16 protein-coding genes, 1 tRNA gene and 3 pseudogenes are annotated in these 17,899 nt (G+C 64.1%); 11 read left to right on the forward strand and 9 right to left on the reverse strand.

Annotated elements, in window-relative coordinates; all coding sequences use genetic code 11:
• Nucleotides 1-302 precede the first annotated feature (302 nt).
• The 3 genes from G6N13_RS11665 to G6N13_RS11675 all read right to left on the reverse strand — a co-directional run bounded on the left by G6N13_RS11665 (nt 303) and on the right by G6N13_RS11675 (nt 3,571).
• On the reverse strand, nt 303-1,520 hold the full coding sequence (locus G6N13_RS11665; protein ID WP_163697191.1) for a TPR repeat domain-containing protein: 1,218 nt from the start codon (nt 1,518-1,520) through the stop codon (nt 303-305).
• On the reverse strand, nt 1,521-3,035 hold the full coding sequence (locus tag G6N13_RS11670; protein ID WP_163697193.1) for a flavin-containing monooxygenase: 1,515 nt from the start codon (nt 3,033-3,035) through the stop codon (nt 1,521-1,523).
• Between the two features lie 68 nt (nt 3,036-3,103).
• Complete coding sequence (locus G6N13_RS11675) at nt 3,104-3,571, reverse strand: YajQ family cyclic di-GMP-binding protein (protein WP_163697195.1); 468 nt, start codon at nt 3,569-3,571, stop codon at nt 3,104-3,106.
• 130 nt (nt 3,572-3,701) lie between these two features.
• On the opposite strand from G6N13_RS11675, the gene G6N13_RS11680 reads away from it, so the two are divergent.
• The 3 genes from G6N13_RS11680 to G6N13_RS11690 all read left to right on the forward strand — a co-directional run bounded on the left by G6N13_RS11680 (nt 3,702) and on the right by G6N13_RS11690 (nt 4,932).
• Nucleotides 3,702-3,784 (forward strand) — tRNA-Tyr (locus G6N13_RS11680).
• 250 nt (nt 3,785-4,034) lie between these two features.
• Nucleotides 4,035-4,223, forward strand: coding sequence for a hypothetical protein (locus tag G6N13_RS11685; protein WP_163697197.1), 189 nt, complete (start codon nt 4,035-4,037; stop codon nt 4,221-4,223).
• Nucleotides 4,224-4,230: 7 nt separating this feature from the next.
• A complete protein-coding gene (locus tag G6N13_RS11690) occupies nt 4,231-4,932 on the forward strand; it encodes a hypothetical protein (RefSeq protein WP_235678003.1) in 702 nt (233 codons plus the stop codon).
• 287 nt (nt 4,933-5,219) lie between these two features.
• On the opposite strand, the pseudogene G6N13_RS11695 reads toward G6N13_RS11690, so the two are convergent.
• The 3 genes and pseudogenes from G6N13_RS11695 to G6N13_RS11705 form a co-directional block, all read right to left on the reverse strand.
• Nucleotides 5,220-5,630: pseudogene (locus G6N13_RS11695) on the reverse strand (IS1380 family transposase); the annotation flags it as partial.
• Nucleotides 5,631-5,805: 175 nt separating this feature from the next.
• Nucleotides 5,806-6,951: a PP2C family protein-serine/threonine phosphatase gene (locus G6N13_RS11700; protein WP_163697199.1), complete on the reverse strand. Its 1,146-nt coding sequence runs from the start codon at nt 6,949-6,951 to the stop codon at nt 5,806-5,808.
• Nucleotides 6,951-7,700, reverse strand: a complete 750-nt coding sequence (locus G6N13_RS11705) for an alpha/beta fold hydrolase (protein WP_163697202.1) — start codon at nt 7,698-7,700, stop codon at nt 6,951-6,953. The genes G6N13_RS11700 and G6N13_RS11705 overlap by 1 nt, the downstream gene beginning before the upstream one ends.
• A 142-nt stretch (nt 7,701-7,842) precedes the next feature.
• On the opposite strand from G6N13_RS11705, the gene G6N13_RS11710 reads away from it, so the two are divergent.
• The 4 genes from G6N13_RS11710 (at nt 7,843) to G6N13_RS11725 (ending at nt 13,794) form a co-directional block, all read left to right on the forward strand.
• The gene (locus G6N13_RS11710) at nt 7,843-10,020 is read left to right on the forward strand and encodes a hypothetical protein (protein ID WP_163697204.1); all 2,178 of its coding nucleotides are present in this window, start codon (nt 7,843-7,845) and stop codon (nt 10,018-10,020) included.
• Nucleotides 10,021-10,117: 97 nt separating this feature from the next.
• A complete protein-coding gene (locus tag G6N13_RS11715; RefSeq protein WP_163697205.1) occupies nt 10,118-11,557 on the forward strand; it encodes a beta strand repeat-containing protein in 1,440 nt (479 codons plus the stop codon).
• A gap of 539 nt (nt 11,558-12,096) precedes the next feature.
• Complete coding sequence (locus G6N13_RS11720; RefSeq protein ID WP_163697207.1) at nt 12,097-12,468, forward strand: hypothetical protein; 372 nt, start codon at nt 12,097-12,099, stop codon at nt 12,466-12,468.
• A 405-nt stretch (nt 12,469-12,873) separates the two neighbouring features.
• A complete protein-coding gene (locus G6N13_RS11725; RefSeq protein ID WP_163697209.1) occupies nt 12,874-13,794 on the forward strand; it encodes a DMT family protein in 921 nt (306 codons plus the stop codon).
• A 22-nt stretch (nt 13,795-13,816) separates the two neighbouring features.
• Here G6N13_RS11725 and G6N13_RS11730 read toward each other — a convergent pair.
• A pseudogene (locus G6N13_RS11730) lies at nt 13,817-14,191 on the reverse strand (transposase); the annotation flags it as partial.
• Between the two features lie 230 nt (nt 14,192-14,421).
• Between G6N13_RS11730 and G6N13_RS11735 the strand changes: the two are divergent.
• The 3 genes and pseudogenes from G6N13_RS11735 to G6N13_RS11745 all read left to right on the forward strand — a co-directional run.
• Nucleotides 14,422-14,835, forward strand: a pseudogene (locus G6N13_RS11735) (hypothetical protein); the annotation flags it as partial.
• 43 nt (nt 14,836-14,878) lie between these two features.
• Nucleotides 14,879-15,142, forward strand: a complete 264-nt coding sequence (locus G6N13_RS11740) for a type II toxin-antitoxin system VapB family antitoxin (RefSeq protein WP_163697213.1) — start codon at nt 14,879-14,881, stop codon at nt 15,140-15,142.
• A gap of 20 nt (nt 15,143-15,162) precedes the next feature.
• A complete protein-coding gene (locus tag G6N13_RS11745; RefSeq protein WP_235678004.1) occupies nt 15,163-15,537 on the forward strand; it encodes a type II toxin-antitoxin system VapC family toxin in 375 nt (124 codons plus the stop codon).
• A gap of 7 nt (nt 15,538-15,544) precedes the next feature.
• Here G6N13_RS11745 and G6N13_RS11750 read toward each other — a convergent pair whose 3' ends face one another.
• Nucleotides 15,545-16,027, reverse strand: a complete 483-nt coding sequence (locus G6N13_RS11750; protein WP_170310489.1) for a hypothetical protein — start codon at nt 16,025-16,027, stop codon at nt 15,545-15,547.
• 100 nt (nt 16,028-16,127) lie between these two features.
• On the opposite strand from G6N13_RS11750, the gene G6N13_RS11755 reads away from it, so the two are divergent.
• On the forward strand, nt 16,128-16,946 hold the full coding sequence (locus G6N13_RS11755) for a glycoside hydrolase family 16 protein (protein ID WP_235678005.1): 819 nt from the start codon (nt 16,128-16,130) through the stop codon (nt 16,944-16,946).
• Nucleotides 16,947-17,015: 69 nt separating this feature from the next.
• On the opposite strand, the gene G6N13_RS11760 is transcribed toward G6N13_RS11755, so the two are convergent.
• Nucleotides 17,016-17,840, reverse strand: a complete 825-nt coding sequence (locus G6N13_RS11760) for an endonuclease domain-containing protein (protein WP_163702025.1) — start codon at nt 17,838-17,840, stop codon at nt 17,016-17,018.
• Nucleotides 17,841-17,899: the final 59 nt, after the last annotated feature.

The raw sequence follows: 17,899 nt of genomic DNA on the forward strand, positions 1-17,899 counted from the left end.
GGCAGGCCGGGGAGGAAGCGACTGTTGAAAGCCCGGGTACGTCACGTCGACAGTGCCCATCGCGAGAGCAAGAAAGTACGACTCGATGTACGCGCGGGCAACAACCGCCCGTCCTGTCGTCAGATCAATTCCCGGCTCGGCGCTCCACACCGCCCTTACGTCGGCCGTCAGGCCCGTCCACGGTGCTGGAGGTGGTGGTACAGCGGGATCGCCCACGGTGTGATGAGTGCAGGAGATGAGAGCGGCTCCGCTGAGGAGAGTCAAAGTCAAGCGCGTCAAACGAGCCAATCGAGTGGCCACCGTCAACTCCAGGGGTGTGGGTTTTTGGTGATGTTGTTGTAGGTGTCTTTCTCCATACCGATGGGCGCGACGTTGTTGGTGCCGACGATCGATGCGAGTGCGTCGCGGACCGCAGTGTTGTAGTGAGTTTCAGCCAACGTGTTGGCGGTCGGATGTTGGGAGTACTCGGCGAATCCTTTAATGTCGGAGCCGCCGTCCCCTTGGCCGAAGAAGTCAGCCGGCAGGTTCACGTGGGTGCCATTGGCAATCAATCCATTGAGAACTGCTCTGTCAGCTTCGTATTCAGTCATGTTCGAATACAGAGCAGGATGCGCTGAGGGCACCGGCGGGGTGCCGATGATGTCAGACTTCAGTGCCGATCCCAGGGTGTCGGCGCCGAGCGCCGCGACTGGCCCGCCCGGGCTGGCGTCTGCTCCAGCGCTCAATGTCTTTACAGCCAAATCGTATGCGGACGATTTCGAGGCGTATGCGTCGGCGGCTTGCAGATCCGCGTTGACGCCTTTCGCATCGAGAGCGTTATTGGTCCCGACGTCGATCAACGCACGAAGGGTGTCGGCCTGCTGCATTCGTGCATTGTCCAGAACAGCATTGGGGACGTTTTCGGCGATGCCCTTCGCATAGCTGTTCTGATCGCGCAAGATCTCCTCGTACGCCTTGCCGTCGAATAACTGCGCTGCTTGGGGATCAGTGTTCAGCACGGAAAACACGCCCTTGGACGTTGACATGAAGTCGTTGTCTTGTGTTGCGCCGGTATCGAACGCGCCGAAACTTCCGGTCAGCGCATTGTGTTCGCCGGCAATGTTGGTCACGTACGGAGTCAGGCCGTGTGCCATGCCTTGCGTCAAATCCGGATTCACCTGGCCGAGTGTGTGATTGCCCGGGAGCTTCAGCAATTCGTCCGGGTGCGATCCGATGTAGCTGGAATAAGCATGGGCGGTCTCGCCAGCAATTTGGCCTTCTGGCCCCTGGGCGGCCGGCCCGGTCCAGTCAAACAGTGACGCAACGGATTTCCCATTATCAGCCCAGAAATGATGGGTGACGTTGTGCAGGAACCGGTCTCCGGCGCCGCCAGGCGCGGTCACCGCGTCATGAACAACTTGGTGCTCAGGTGCGGCCGCAGAGAGAATGTTGGAAACCGCCGGATCGAGCGCCGGGTCTCTGCCGAAGCCCTCACGCCCATTACTGGCCGGATCATGTTGCCACAAAGGTGTGTCGGACACTTAACCCGCGACGCCCACCGGCGACGCCACCCGTCCGAACGTCATGTTCTCGTCGACCTTGTCGATGAAGTGGTGGTCGAAGGCATCGGCGAGGTAGTTCTGCCGCACCACCCACGGCCGCTTCAGACCTGATTTGGGCAGCGCGTGCAGGTTGCGCAGCACGTAGCCGGCCTGGATGTCCCATGCCGGCTTCTCGGCCAACGGCTCCCCACCCAGGTGGGGGAAGGCGTGGGTGTAACCGTGAGACTTCATGTGCGCGATCAGCTTTGCCGCCGCGCGGGCGGTCATGTCGGCCCGCAGCGTCCACGACGCATTGGTGTAGCCGATGCACCAGATCAGGTTCGGCACGTCCTCGAGCATGTGCGCCTTGTAGGAGAGCCGCTCTTGTGGCTTGATCTCGTTGCCGTCCAACGTGATTCGAACGCCGCCCAGGGCATGCAGTTGTAGGCCGGTGGCGGTGACGATGATGTCGGCATCCAGGTGCTCGCCGGACTGCAGCGCGATTCCGGTTTCGTCGAAGTGGTCGATGTGGTCGGTGACCACCTCGGCCCGGCCGTCTCTGATGGCCTCGAACATGTCGCCGTCGGCGACCAGACACAGCCGCTGATCCCACACGTTGTAGCGCGGGTTGAAGTGCACGTCGACCGGATAGCCGGGGGGCAATTCCTTGATGTTCTGGGCCCGGACCATCTTTCTGGCCGTGCTGGGGGAGACCCGGGACAGGAACCAGACGAAACTTTCGAATGCCACCGCGAAGTAGCGCCCGAAAGCATGAGAGAGCTTGCGGGGGGTGATCTTTCGGACGAACTCGATGATCGGATTGACCCGGGATCCGGCCATCAGGTAGGTCGGCGAACGCTGCAGCATGGTGACCTTGGAAGCCTTCTGCGCCAGCGCGGGAACCAGTGACACGGCGGTGGCCCCGCTGCCGATGACGATCACCTTCTTGCCGGCGTAGTCGAGGTCTTCGGGCCAGAACTGCGGGTGCACTAGCGCGCCCGTGAACGTCGAAAGGCCGGGGAAGTCGGGGGTGTAGCCCTCGTCGTAGTTGTAGTAGCCGGACCCGAAGAAGACGAAGCGACCACGGTAGGTCTTGCGTGCGCCGTTCTCGGTGACGTGCACCGTCCAGGTGTCAGTGGCCGAATCCCAGTCCGCAGAGTCCACGTGCGTACCGAAGCGGATGTGGCCGAAGATCCCGCGCTTGTGGGCGGTGTCCTCCATGTACTCGCGGATGTGGTCGCCGTCGGCGACGCCCTCCTTGCGGAGCCATGGTTCCCACGGCCACGACAGCGAGAAGATGCTGCTGTCGGAGCGGACGCCGGGGTACCGGAACAGGTCCCAGGTGCCGCCGATGCGCTCTCGGCGCTCCAGGACGACATAGCGCGTCCCGGGGTTGCGTTCGGTGATCCGGTAGGCCGCCCCGAGCCCGGAGAACCCGGCGCCGATGATCACGACGTCATAGGACCCGCAGTCCTGCTCGGCGGGTACGGACTCGGTGTCCGGGGTAGCGGTCATCGCGGTCCTCACTTCGTGAGTGTGGTGATGGTCACCACACTAAGCACTGACCGCTGGCGGGGCGAGGACTACCGGTAGTTGACGAACTGCAGCGCGACGTCCAGGTCGGCGCCGCGCAATAACGACTGCACGGCCTGCAGGTCGTCGCGCTTTTTGGAGCTGACCCGGATCTCCTCGCCCTGGATCTGAGTCTTGACACCTTTGGGGCCCTCGTCGCGGATCAGCTTGTTGATCTTCTTGGCGTGCTCCTGATCGATGCCCTGCTTCAGGCCGCCGGTGATCCGGTAGGTCTTGCCGCTGGCCTGCGGATCTCCAGCGTCGAAGGCCTTCATGGAGATGTCGCGGCGCACCAGTTTTTCCTGGAAGACGTCGAGCGCGGCCTTGACCCGCTCCTCGGTGGAGCTGACGAGTTCGATGGCCTCGTCGCCCTTCCAGGCGATGGTGGTGTCGGTGCCGCGAAAGTCGAACCGGGTGCTCAGCTCTTTGGCCGCCTGGTTCAGCGCGTTGTCGACCTCTTGGCGGTCGACCTTGCTCACGATGTCGAACGATGAATCCGCCATTGGACTCGTTCCCTTCCCTGACGTGATCGGCCGGTTTGTGTCTGGGGTACATGGTCGTTGTACCCTGCTAGTCGCACCAAACCGGATCTCCGGTGCGGCGTACCCAGGCAGGTTGCCCGAGCGGCCAATGGGAGCGGACTGTAAATCCGTCGGCGAAAGCCTACACAGGTTCGAATCCTGTACCTGCCACTTCGAGTATTTGCAGCTCAGAGCGCGTTTCTGGGTGCCGGTGAAGGTGCGTGCATCCCTGCCGCATCTCATCGTTGGCAGTTGCTGGAGCTCCAGGCTGTCCACGACCAGTAAGTGTCGGTTTGCCCAGCTGCGATTTGTCGGTACCCATGTGCATCATGGACGACATGACGACCAATGTCCGACACAGACGACACACCGAATGCAACACTGGTGGCATCGTGTCCCGGCTGACGGGTGGAGAAGTCAGATGACGAACACTGCAACCCTGTCCGACGACGAACTACGAGCACGACGCCGCGCGATCCTCGACAAGCTGGGTCTCACGATTGAGGAACTCCGCTCCCGCGCTAAGAGCTACGCTCTCGTCGGGGAGGAACACGAGGCGTGGGAACAGCTCGAATCGATCGCGTTCCTACTCGGAGAGACCCGCGCCTAGTACGCGAATGCCGCTGACGCACGACGAGTTCAACGATGAGGTTGACGCGTTTGTCCGCGATGTGGTCAGCGCTGCAATATGCCTGAGCACCCAAGGGTGGAGACTCGATGTCACGATGGCGTCGGCGGATCGCCTCAGGTCCGTTGTCGACATGACAGTGCCCTTGACTGGTGGCCCAAACTGTAAATCTGACGACACCTTGGCGGTGCTCACCGCGAACTACAAGCTGTGCGTCGACTCGTACGGGACGCACATCGCCGTCGAACACTCGTCCTTCGTACTGAAAGCCAAGGTCGACAGGACGCCGGTCATCCGCTGGGACTATGACCGAGACGCCAACCGCAAACCCCGCTCCCATGTGCAGGTCACGGCACACCGAGGTGCGCTCTCGCACATCCTGTCCCGGCTCGACCATCCGACACCACACAGCATCGAATCACTTCACATTCCGCTGGGTGGGGAGCGATTCAGGCCTTGCCTGGAAGACGTTGTGGAGTTCCTGATCCGAGACTGCGGATTTGAGGGGCAAAAGAACTGGAAGCAGTCAGTCCGCGAGGGCCGCGCCAGATGGCGTCGCATTCAAACCCGTGCCGTTGTACGTGACTCGCCGGAATGTGCTGTGACAGAGCTTGAATCGCTCGGATACACGGTGACGCCGCCCGCTGACGGCGCACGGAGCGAAAGAACTGATCGCCTCACGGCCTGGTGAACATCGAGCGAGATCGCCACGTGTCCGGATTTCCGGACACTTTGTACACAAAACACCAGGAACTCAACACAAATTGTCCAGAAATCCTCACTGCTACAACCCTTTTCATCCTGTTGCACACCGAGTGAGGTGTTCCGTTATGGCAACGCATGGCCTAGACCACGCCGCCAACCTGTTTCGGCAGAGCGTCGACCAGCTCGACGCGGCAACCGATCTAGATGGCCTGACCACCGCACGTACCGCGTTGGTCACCGGCGTGCTGGCATTGCTCGACGCAGCACACCAGGGGTGCCGGGTAGCAACTCGAGCCGCTGACACAATGCCACCAGGTGCTCGCGTAGCACCGATTCCAACTGGCGGGCGTGCCCGAAGGTGAACTCCCGCAACAACGTTGCGACCGTCGACGGTGCGTACACCCCGCCGAAGGGGGTCTTCATACCGCCCGACCGGACCACGTCGAGGTCGTCGATGCAGTCCGCGCCCGCGCACATGACCGCCACCACGGTGGCCAGTTTCGGGGCGGGGTTTGCCGACCCGGACTTGATCCGCGGCGTCGTGATCTGGACCTTCTCATCAAACAACCTGCCCAGCCCGGTCTGCTCGGCCAACGTCATGACCGGCACAAGTCCGGCGCACGACACGAGATTGTCCTCGTCGAACACCGCTGACTCCGCGGCGAACCCATGCGAAACTTGCACTGGAAGTGCCTTTCCGAACTGGACCCGATTGCTGCCTGAGAACACCAATCATCCCAGTTCAGAGGGCACTTTCTTCATTCCGACACTCGGCTAACCCCACCGCCCGTCGGTGGATTCAGGCTAAACCCGCAACGTGCTGACAGCCCCTCAACAATGCGAGATTGCGTTGTATTCGTTACCCAGCTACACCCAATGCCAGCACCGCAGTGTCGTCCTCGACGCCTGACCCGAAACCGCTGAGCAACTTCTGTATTTCGTCGATCAGCACATCCACGGTTGCCGGGGCGAGGTCGGTGGCGAACCTACGCAGGGCACCGTCATCGTCGAATCGGCGGGTCCCGTCGCCGATGAGTGCCTCGGTCAAGCCGTCGCTGTAGAGCAGCATGGTGTCACCGGGGGTCAGTCGCAGGGAGGCGGCGACGAAGTTCGGCTGGTCGGTCAGACCGACTGCCATGCCGCCGGTGATGTCTAGATAGCTGGCCTCGCTGTTGTGTTCGAGCAGCAGCGGTGGCGGATGCCCGCCACTGGCCAACCGCACCACGAATTTGCCGTCACTTTGGGTCAGCGTGCCGAACACCACCGTGCAGAAGCTGGGTGTCTCGGCACGGATTTCTTGACGCAGAACGGAATTCAGCCGATGCAGCACGGTGATGGGGTCTGGGTTGACGACGGCGGCGGTGCGCATCGTGTACCGCATCAACGAGGTGACCGCCGCGGCTTCGGGGCCCTTGCCGCACACGTCCCCAAGGAAGAATCCAGACATTTTGGGGGACAACGGGAACAGGTCGTAGAAGTCGCCGCCGATGTCTTGTACCGAGGGTTGATAGTAGGTGGCGGCGGTGAGTCCCTCGGGCACCGACAGTGCCGGAGGCAGGAGCGAGCGCCGCAAGGTGTTCGCCAGCGCTTGTGCTCTGGCCTGCTCGGATTCAGCCCGTTGGCGCTCATCGAGCAGGGCACGTTCGTACGAGCGCCGTTGGCGAGCATCTTGGATGGCAATCCGGAACAACGCCGGGCTACCGTCCTCGTCGTTCTTGAAATTGGCGCTCACGAACACCGGCCGACGCGAACCGTCAGCGGTGAGCAACTCCATGCTGATTTCGTCCAGTTGCCCGCTCATCGTCAGCAACGGCGCGAACTGGGTTTCGTAGGGTATCCGGCCGCCGACGGTGAAGAGGTCGGCAATCTGCTTGCCACGCAGCGTATTCGGTATGTGACCTAGCCAGGAGGCCAGGGTGGTGTTGACCCGGACGATTTCCCCGTCGACCGTCGCGGCCAGCAGCCCGATGGGTCCGTTCTCCCAAAGTTCCTCGACGTCGGTCATCAGCCGGCGAATGCGGCGACGACTTCAGCGGTGGCGTCAGGCGCGCTGACGTGCGGGCAGTGGCCGGTGGCATCCAGGGTGGACAAGCGGGCACTGGGGATGTGATCGCGCACGTAGGCACCTACTTCGGGCGGCGCGATGGCGTCCTGGCGGCAGTCGACGACCAGCGTCGGGATCGGGACGCTCTCCAGGTCGGCCCGGTTGTCCGACAGAAACGTGGCCCGGGCGAAGACCTTGGCGGCCGCGGGATCGGTGCGACAGAACGTGGCCGCGAGGTCCTCGGCGAGTTCTGGTCGGTCGGCGTTGCCCATGATCGTTGGGGCCATCGCCTGCGGCCAGCCCACGTAGTTGCTCTCTAGTGAGTCGAGCAATTCGTCGATGTGGCGGGGCGACGGGGTGATCATCACGAGCTTGGCGAAGCGGGCCGGTGCAGAAGCCACCGCCAGGGCCCCGATCATCGCGGCTACGCAGTGCCCGACGAGCACCACGTCGCTGAGGTCGAGTGCCTCGACGAGTTCCACGACATCGTCGGCGTAGCCCGTCAGGGCGTACTTGTCTGGGTTCCAGGCCGCGGGTGCGGCGTTTCCCGAGCCGACGTGGTCGAACAGGACGAGGTCGAACTGCTCGCGAAGCCGCGCCGCCACCGGATGCCACAGCTGCTGGTCGCAGCCGAAGCCATGGGCCAGCATTACTGTCGGTCCGCCCGCGTTGCCCACGCGAGTGACGTTGTTGAGGGTCGCGACGTCCATACGATTCAGTGTGTCAGGGGCTTCGTGTTGGCGGCACAAACAAAGTTCGCGTGCCCTACTTGGCCTGTACAGGCTCGCGTCACCACGGCCGTGTGCTATAGCCCTAGCAAACAGCGTGCACGTCAACGTCGGGGTAGGTTTCATGGGTCAGCAGGGTCGTTACAGCGTTGGTCGGGTCGGGGCTTTGGCCCTGGCGCTTGGTATCGGCGGGGTGATCCTCGCGCTGCCGGCGGTGGCCGACGCTGAGACCGGCGCGGGGAATTCGGGCAAGACGACGTCGTCGGCCGGTAAGCCCGCTCCCCGGAATGCGACCACGACTGCCAACCGTGCGCCGAAGCCGGCAGCCGCCAAGACCGCCGGTGCGCTCTCGGCGGCCAGCCGTGCGCCGCTGGACAAGCTGGGCTCGGGCGCCGACCCGCTGGCTCCGGTGACTGAGCCGCTGTCGTTCGCGGTGCTGGCGGCGGCCCGCCGCGAGAAGATCGGCACCGCGCGTCTGATCGACGTGTCGAATCGTAAAGTCGCCAGCACCGCAACCGCTTTGGTGCCCAGCGCTGGTGCAGCCGCTCCGCTCGCGGCCTCGGCAACGGCGGGTAATGCCCTCAACGCCGCGGTGCTCAACTTCATCAACACCCGGCTGCCGGGGTTAACGCCGATCGCCGGCCAGTTGACGCCGATCGTCGCCGATGGCATCCAGGACTTGGTGAGCAACGGCACCATCAGCGCCGAGGTGGCCCGGTTGGCCGCCAATGACACGATCCTGCAGTTTGTTTCGACGAAGGTCTCCTCGGCGCTGGGTTCCTACCTCGGGGTCCCCCCGCAGGTGGGCACCGTCATCGGTAACGCCACGGCCAACCTGATTCGCAACACGTTGGGCAATACGGCTGTGCAGAGCGCCCTTGATGTGCTTGCCAACGCGGTGCGGCCGACGTCGGCCCAGCACGACCTGATCAGCGCCGGCCTGACCGCCAATGACCTTGCGCCCCTGTCGGCTTACGTCAAGTCGGTCATTACTGGCTCGTCGGACGAGATCGTCACGTTCCTCAGCACCGCAACGGTTCGCGCCGCGCTGGGCTCGGCCACCACCCAGGCCGTCATCGACCTCTCCGCTGGTTCGACCGTGGCCACCTGGCTCGGGAACGTCACCGCAGGTTGGGTATCGGAGGCGCTGGGCGGCGACGCTATTGCTGTCGGTGTCGGTAATGCGTTGGGCAACGCGGTCAAGAACCTGCTGAGCAACACCAACGGGATTCAGGGTCTGGCCACGGTGGCCGGCGCCGCGGTCACGAACATCTTGGCGGCACCGGGCGTCCCGGCCGCATTGGCCGACGCCATCACCGAGTTCGCCACCGGTGTCGTGGGCGGCACCAACTGGATCGCCGCGCTGGACGTCGCATGGCAAGGGCTGGTTGCCGATTCGGCGTTCAAGGCGGCCCTGGGCCCGGCCGCGGGCAGCGCGGTGTACTCGTTGGCCACCAACTCCGGTGTGGTGTCGGCACTGTCGTCGACTGTCACGGGTCTCGTCAACGACATCGCCGGAAACGCGGCGGTCCGCACGGCCCTTGGCGAGGCGTTCGGACCCACCTACGGCCCGACCGTCGTCAGCACATTGGCCGATCCGACATCCGCGGCTCAGCTGGCCGCGACGGCCGGCGCGGTGATCACGAGCTTCCTCGGCCAGCCCGGGGTGGCCACGGCGCTCTCGGTCACCGCGAACCAGATAGTCACCGCTTTGGTGGCGGGGGCCGAGTTCTCCGACGCCCTGAAGTACGGTGTCCAGTCGCTGGTGGCCAATGCCGACGTGGTGGCCGCGTTCAACGCCACCGTCCCGGATGCTCTGCAGGGTGTGCTGAAGGCGCCCGCAGTGCGGCAGGTGGTCAGCGACGTCGCACGAGGTGTCGTCGCCGACCTGCTGGATAAGACCCCGCTGAACAACACCCCGCTGGCCCCAGCGCTGAGCTCGGTGACTAAGGCCGCGGTGGATGCCTTGGTCGCCAACCCGGCCGCTCAGAACCTGATCGGCGATCTGGCCGGCGACCTCCTCAACGGCACGCCGACGGTAGAGCTGGTGAACAGCGTGGTCCAGGCGGTCGTGAAGAGCCAGGCGCTGCAGGTCGCGCTGGGCCAAGCTATCGGCCAGGGGTTCGGCGCGCTGCTCGGCGATAACCCGGTCGCGTACGCCGTGGGCCAGCTGGCCGGTATCGGCACGGCGGTGTTCCTGGTGTTTGCCTTCGGCGCAGCCAATGCCTTCGGCCTGACCGGTGGTGCGGGCGCATCCGCGGTGGCGAACGGCAGCTCGTATCTCCTGATTTCTGTCGTCTGACCGCGAAAGTGGTGCCTAAGGGCTAGCCGTGGTCCATACTGACGGCTGCGATACATCTAATTGCCAAGGGCGGTCTTGGCCTGATCGGGGGAGTGTCATGTATTCATCCGCAAAGTCCCGTGGTGCGGTTGCCGGGGTTCTTGCTGCCGGTGCGACCGCAGGCGTGGTTCTCGCCGGAGCCGCTTTGGGATCGGCGCCCGCCGCGAACGCGAGCTGCGCGTCGTTCTTCGGGCTCGGTAACAGCGCCAACTGCACCAGCACGCCGTTGAGCATCGCCATCGCGGTCGGCAACGGCGCGACCGCTCATGCCAACGGGTTGTTCGGCGCGGCCTTCGCGGTCGGCACCAATTCCGCGGCGACGACGGGTGACGCGTTCACCTTCGCCACGGCTCTCGGTAACGGATCGGCGGCGACCGCCAACGGGGTGTTAGGCATCGCCACCCAACTCGGCCCGAACGGCTCTGCCAAAACCGCAGGCTCGGGTCTGCTCGGCAACCTCGGGGTCAACATCGCCCTGAACGTCACTACTCCTAACGCGGGGACGACCAGCAGCTCTGTTACGGCCGGCGGCACCGGCGGCGGCGGGAACATCGCCCTCAATCTCTTCGGCACCGGGACGGCCGGGGATCCGAACAGCATGCGGGTTGTCTCCAACGGCCTGTTGGACATCGCCTCGAACTGGGGTGGCCGCAACAACATTGTCGAGTCGGGCTCCTCATCCGCGGGTTCGATACTCAATCTGACCACCAACATCTTTGGCAGCGGCAACGCCGTCACCGCACAGGGCGGCATCTTCAACTGGGCCACCAACCTGCTCGGCGACACCAACACTGTTGAGACGAACGGCAGTCTCGTGAACACCGCGAGCAACTTGTTCGGCAGCGGCAATACCGTCACGACGACGGGTGGCTATGCGAACTGGGCCCGCAATACTCTCGGTAATGGCAACGAGGTCACGATCACCGGCGGCTATCAGAATGTGGTGCGAAACCTGCTCGGCAGCGGCAATACGGTGTCGTCATCGGGCGGCGGCTACGGAAACACGGCGCAGAACTGGTTCGGCACCAGTAATGACGTGAAGATCATAGCGGGTATCTACAACACCGCCGATAATCTATTGGGCGGCAACCACAATCAGCTGATCTCGCTGGGCGGCTACCAGAATTCGGTGCTCAACCTTATCGGCAGCACCAACGTGCTGACCGTCGGCGGTGCCGGGAGTAACTGGAATCTGACGGTCAATGCGCTGAGCGGCGGCAACCACGTGACCGCAGGCGGCTCCGCCGGCAACTTCACTGCCGGATTCAATGTCTTCGGTGGCACCAACACGGTGTCAGCGGGACCGGGACCGCTCGCCCTGGCGGGCACCATCTTCACGAACAGTCAAAACGTGACGAAGACGGGAACGGGTATCGCGATCAACAACTTCCGCATCGGTGGGGCTTCGGCGACGGCCGGATCGAGCAGCAAGGCTCCCGCTCCGTCCAGCAAGAAGGCCCCGCAGACCTCAAAGAAGGCCGGGGCCTACCGGAGGTAAGCGCGCTACTCGCTAGCGGGAGTCGGCTGGGGGCGGGCATAGGGTCGGTGCCGCCTTCGAGCGACAACCACATCGGGGACGCCCCCGAGATTGAAGTCACGCAGATAAAGTGCGAGTGCAGGTCTGCGCCAGTTCAATCTGGCGGGCTGAACCCGCCTCCCGCGATTGTCGCCCTGGGCGCAGACCGTGGCCGCTGCTGCATTGGTGCAATCGGCGACGGCGGGAGTCGCGGTGACCAGGGTGGTGGGACCCGTCGCGACGATCAGTGCTAAAGCTGGATGGCGCAGGTCTTTCGCATTGCGAGTGCGCGTCGCGGGCGGCTTCGAGGTGGGGGTCTACTGCCATGGGGATCGGGCTAACGGTAGCCCAGGTGATGGCGATAAACGGGCTGAGCAGGTCGGGTCGGCGATGGTTTACGTGGGCTCACGCTGCCGGTTCGTGGAATGTCTGCATACTGTTGACAGTCGTCGACCGTTGGTAAGGGGTTGTTCATGCGCGTGGGCCGGGTCTTGGTGGGTGCCGTCGTGGGGTGCCTTGCGTTGGCGGCCGCGCCGGTGGCTTCGGCGTCGACCGATCTGCTCAACGGGACTTTCGAGGTGAAGGGCCCCAATACGCTCATCGACACCTGGACCATCTCGAACCTGTGCGACACGATCGAGCCGGGCTGTCTGGCCAACGTGACCTCGCCGCTGATCGAGGGGCAAGCCGTCTACCAAGGTGCGCACAGCTGGATGATGAGGGTCATCGGCCAGGTGCCGGTGTGCCCCGACAGGTCAAAGACCAAGGGCGCGATGGTTTTCGTATGGAATAGCCAGACCCTGCAGGGTCAGGTGAAGGAGATTCAGCAGGGTGTGTGCCAGATGACCCGGCCGGGGCAGTCGCAGGTTCCGTTTACGTTGGTGCCGGCGTAGGGATTGGGGCCCCGCGGCTCCCCCCGTCCAGTGCGGGCGTGCGAGCCGGACTGCCGATGTGCTAACGGCGCACCCGCCGCGATTTCAAGAGTCCTTGCTCTAGCGCGTTCTGCTGCGTGTGGTCGGCACGAGCCACTTTGAATGTGCCTGCCGTCCATTGCATGCGGCGTTGGGACTGCCCGCGCTCGGTTGACTCGCAAAGTTTGAGTTCAGGCCGCGGCAGTGTGACGGCGCAGGTGGGTGCCGGGTAGCTTCCAAACTCGATTGACATGTCGGCCGGAGCTGTTTCACACCAAGCGATGACGCGCGAGAGGGGGCTTGCCGACGTCACAATTCCCTCGTGTTTGACCCATGAAATACCTGCTCGCCTTCGGCGCAGCCAAGGGCTGCCGCTAGCCTCGACCAATGATGATCGGCATCGCGGCGGCACTCCTGGCGTGCTTGGGCTACGGGGTCTCCTCGGTGTTGCAGGCCGACGGGGCGCGCCGATCAGCCGCCGCGGCGCGCGACCGCGGCGCCACCGGACACGTCACCGCCACCGGCGGGCCAACCCTCCTCTCGACCATCCACGCCGCACTCACCGCCGCGTTCATCGTCGGCATTGTCCTGGACGTCGTCGGCTTCGTCGGAAGTGCGGTCTCCGCCCGCCTCATTCCGCTCTTCTTGTCCCAGACCATCATCAGCGCCAACCTGATCGTCACCGCCGTCCTCGGCATCACCGTCCTCGGCATCGGCCTGCACACCCGGGACTGGATCGCCATCGTCGCGGTCATCGCCTCGCTGTTCGTGCTCGGCCTCGGCGCCGGCGAACGCGGCCACCACGACAATCCAGACCGGTTCATCCACTGGGTCGTGCTGGCGGTGTCCGTCCTCATCCTGCTCGGCGGCATTGCCCTCACTCGCTTCCTCGGCTCCCGCAGCGCCGTCATGGCCGGGCTGATCGCCGGCGTGCTGTTCGGCATGCTCGCGATCGGTGTCCGGATTCTTCACGGCGTCGACCACTTCCAGCCCTGGGTCATCGTTGCTGACCCGGCCGCATATGTCGTCGTCATCGCGGGAATCGGCGGCTTCTACCTGCACACCGTGGCCCTGCAACTCGGCTCGGTGAACGGGGCCACCGCCGCCCTCGTTGTCGGCGAGACCGTGGTGCCCGGGGTGATCGGCGTGGTGTTCCTCGGTGACAGCGCCCGGCCCGGCATGGGCTGGGTGGTGGTCCTCGGGTTCATCGGTGCCGTCGCCGGAGCCGTAGCGGTCGCCGTCTTCGGCGCGGCTGGCCACCCGGCGCCCCAGCCGGAGCCCAAGGCCGAAGTCCCCGACAACGCGTGACAGCCTTACCAGGTCGTGTCTGCTAATTGCGGACACGGTGGAAGGTGATGATTGCGGCTAGGGTGACTCCGCCGAGGTAGCTCAGAGCGTACTTGTCGTAGCGAGTGGCGATCGCGCGCCAGTGTTTGAGGCGGTTGAAGCATCGCTCAATGGTGTTGCGATGCTTGTAGATTGGTCCGGAGAATGCGGGTGGCCGTCCACCTTTGCTGCCTTTGGCTTTGCGGCGGTTGATCTGATCGCTGCGTTCGGGGATGGTGTGGGAGATCTTGCGCTGCCGTAGTCGAGCGCGGGTCGAATCGTGGGAATAGGCCTTGTCGGCCAGGAGGAGGAACGTGTCGATATCGGTGTCACTGAGCAGGTCCAGCAGTGGCCACAGCATCAGAATGTCTGGCGGATCAGTCTGGGGCAGCGCAATGAACTACTGCACCCCAAGGAGTCACTGAACCATAAGCGCAAGCCCTCCAGCGCAACGCAACGAGCGGATCGATCGTGCGGATCGCGAGGTCCAAGCGCTGAGACAGGCTGCCGGTCAACAACACCCACGAATGGCCCGCCCGGGTGAGCGCGTCGATGAACCACCCCGTCATCGCCGCGCGAATCTCCAAATCGCCCTCCCGCATCCCGTCGTCGTCCCCCGAGCAGGTGACCGCGATGCGCGAATCGTGCCAGTGGTTCAACGCTCAATACGACACGCTCATCAGTCAGCTCTTCGGATTCCAGCACTTCCTTGACGGCCACCACGACGTCTGGACCGCCCCCGGCGTGCAGTCCGCGGCGAACACGATCGAAGCTAACCTGGACCAGTCCGCGGCCTTCCTCGACCCCCGCGTGCACACCCTGTTCATCGTGAATTACCCCGATCAGAGCGAGTATTCGCCTGTCTACAATGGAGATTCGATACTCCATCTCTGGTATCAGCTCACCCAGATCAGCGATAACCTGAAGCACCAGTTGCCGTCGGGTCAGCTCAACGCGCACATCGCCACCGCCAACGTTTACGGCACCACGATCCACGACTCGCAGGTGTGCGCCGGAGCCTAACGAGCGCATGGTAGAAATCTACCTTAGAAGGTAGACTTCTATCATGAGTCTGAACATCAAGAACGAGCGGACTGTCGCGTTGGTGCGGGAACTTGCGCGCCGTACCGGGCTCAGCCAGACGAGTGCTGTCGAAGAGGCGGTGCGCGCCAAGCTCGCGGAACTTACCGGTGCGGAGAGCCCGAACACTCGCCGCGGCAAGGTGAATGAGTTGCTCTCCGAATTGGATCGGTCGATGACTGCGCGGCAGCGCAAGCGGATCCGCGCAGAGGAAACCGAGTTGTACGACGAGAGCGGGTTGCCTGCATGATCGTCGATACTTCGGCGATCGTGGCGATCGCGCTCAATGAGTCTGGTCGCGATCGATTGGTCGACGCACTACTGGGCGCACCCGCGCCCAAGATTTCCGCGGCCACGCTCGTCGAGGTCGGGGCCGTGCTGACGAGGCGACTGGCGCCCGAAGATCTGAGGCGTGTCGAGCGCCTCATCGGCCAGCTGGGCATCGCAACAGTGCCTTTCGACGCCGAGCAGGCCGCAAGTGCTACCCGCGCCTACCGCGAGTTTGGTCGTGGCAGCGGCCATCCCGCCAGCCTGAACCTCGGCGACTGCTACTCCTACGCCCTTGCCGCGGTCACTGGCGAACCATTGCTGTACGTCGGCGACGACTTCGCGCATACCGACATCGCTTCTGCCGCAACCGATTGACCGAGTCCTAAGCCGGCGTAAACCGGATCGCCGCCAGCTTGTTCACCTCGATCGCGTCGGTGAACTCCGCCAGCGTCGGCACCCGGTTATCGCGGAACCGCAGCCCCATCATCCGTTGCGCCCGCTTCACGCCATACGACTGAGCACACCGATGAAACAGCGAAGCCGTCGCGGCCTGATCCTCGACCAGCTCGCCCCGCATCGAACGCTCAACACCGTCGTGCAGCACCCTAACCGAAGCCCCGCCGCGGAAGTTCACCTTCCACACACTCCCGATCAACGCGTACAAATCGCCGTCGATGTGGCGCGCACTCACCGGCACGGCGAACTCCCGGCCGGTCTTGCGTCCCCGGAAGCTCAACACCATGAATTGCTGACGCAGCCCGCCCACGAGCGGGGTGCGCAACAGATACCGCATGATCGGGTTGACGGCCCGCATGACCGCATCCGGTGGAGGCGCGGGTGTGATCGCCGCTGTCTGATCCGCCACCGATTCACCGGACGACCGCGACCGGCATAACGTGAGGTCATTGCCCATACCGGGGTCTCCAAGGTTGCGGCCCGCAGTCCGATCCGGCTTGTATGGGGTCATGGATCGACGCCAGATGCTCATGACCACGGGTCTCGGCCTGCTGGTCGCTGCCACTAAGGTCCCGCAGGCCAACGCCGCACCAACCACATCCGCCCCACAAGCTCCGGCGCCCACGACCTACCTCTTCCACGACGAGTTCGACGGGCCCGCCGGCTCGGCGCCCGACCCCTCGAAGTGGACCACCGCGCTGGCCCGCGAAACCATGGAGGACCCCACCGAGTGGGAGCTTCCCCAGAACGTCGGGCAATACCGCGACGACCGTCGCAACGTGTACCTCGACGGCAACTCCAACCTGGTGTTCCATGCCGCCAAGGACGGCCCCACCTACTACAGCGGCAAGATTTTCGGGAAGTGGCAGGGCGGCATCGGCCATACCTGGGAAGCCCGGATGAAAATGGACTGCCTCACCCCCGGCTGCTGGCCCGCCTTCTACCTTTCCAACGAAAGCCCGGTCAACGGCGGCGAAGTCGACGTCATGGAGTGGTACGGCAACGGAAAATGGGCACCCGGAACCGCCGTTCACGCCAAGCTCAACGGTGGTGAACATGCCAGCCAGACCATCGCCGTCGATAGTGCCTGGCATACCTGGCGTGTGGTGTGGGACGACGCCGGTATGCGGTTCCACAAGGATTACGTCGACGGCGCCGCGCCCTACTTCAACGTGCCAGCCCGCTCGCTACCCGATTGGCAGTTCAATGATGCTGGCTACCAGATGTTTCCGGTGTTCGACCTTGCGGTCGCGGGCTCCGGTGGCGGCGACCCCCGCGGCGGCACCTACCCGGCGAACATGCTGATCGACTACATCCGCGTCTGGTAGCAACTGCCGAGCGTGCGGCTCGTCGTTGACGGATCGACCGTCCAACACCGAGATCTCCCACGTTCGGCGTCAGAGTGGGCAGCTAGCAGCACGGAGTTTGGCCGTGACGCGCTGAATGATCACCTCGGGCCGCCTCAGCATGTCAGCGCTCACCCGAACCACCATCCATCCCAGTAATTCGAGAATGGCAATACGGTCGATATCCCAGGACCGCTGTTTGCCGTCGGTCCAGTGCTGGATGCCGTCGTATTCGACGGCGACTTTCCATTTCCGCCAGCCCATGTCGACTCGGATGATGGCTTCGCCATAGTCGTCGAAGAACTCGATCTGCGTCTCCGGTGCCGGCTGGCCCGCGCCGATCAAGAGCAGCCGGACCCGTGTCTCGCGAGGCGATTCGGCACCGCCGTCGGCGAGTTTCATTGCAGCCCTTAGCTGACGGACTCCTCGCACGCCGGGGCTCGCCTCGGCGATGGCCAAGACGGTGGTGGGTTTGAGGCGGGTGGCGTTCATCAACGCGTCGAGCAGCGGGACAGCTTTCGGCAGCGGAAGGGTGCGTCCGATATCGAACGCGGTGCGGGCCGCAGTAGTGATTCGCATACCGCGCCGCGTGCACACCTGGTCATCGGCGATCGCGTACGACCGCGCCACAAGGCCCGGCGGGGCGTGGCGATCGGTACGAACGATCTCCGCTGGCGCGGCACCGTCCAACCACTTCGTGCCGTGAACGGCCGCCGCCGATATCCCGGCCAGTACGACGTCGGGTCCGGCGAACAACCACGCCGCCCGTGCTCGTCGTGCTGCCGTCAACGACACCTCATTGGCGAGGTACACGTTGCGGTATACGGCTCGATAGCGGGTCCGCAGCTGGTAGCCGGTCACTAGTCCGCTCTCCATCGCCGACGTCCCGAGGAACGGCTCGTCCCGCACACCCCAACCTTGCGTGGTGTGCTTGT

This window comes from Mycolicibacterium sarraceniae (assembly GCF_010731875.1).
Taxonomy (GTDB): Bacteria; Actinomycetota; Actinomycetes; order Mycobacteriales; family Mycobacteriaceae; genus Mycobacterium; species Mycobacterium sarraceniae.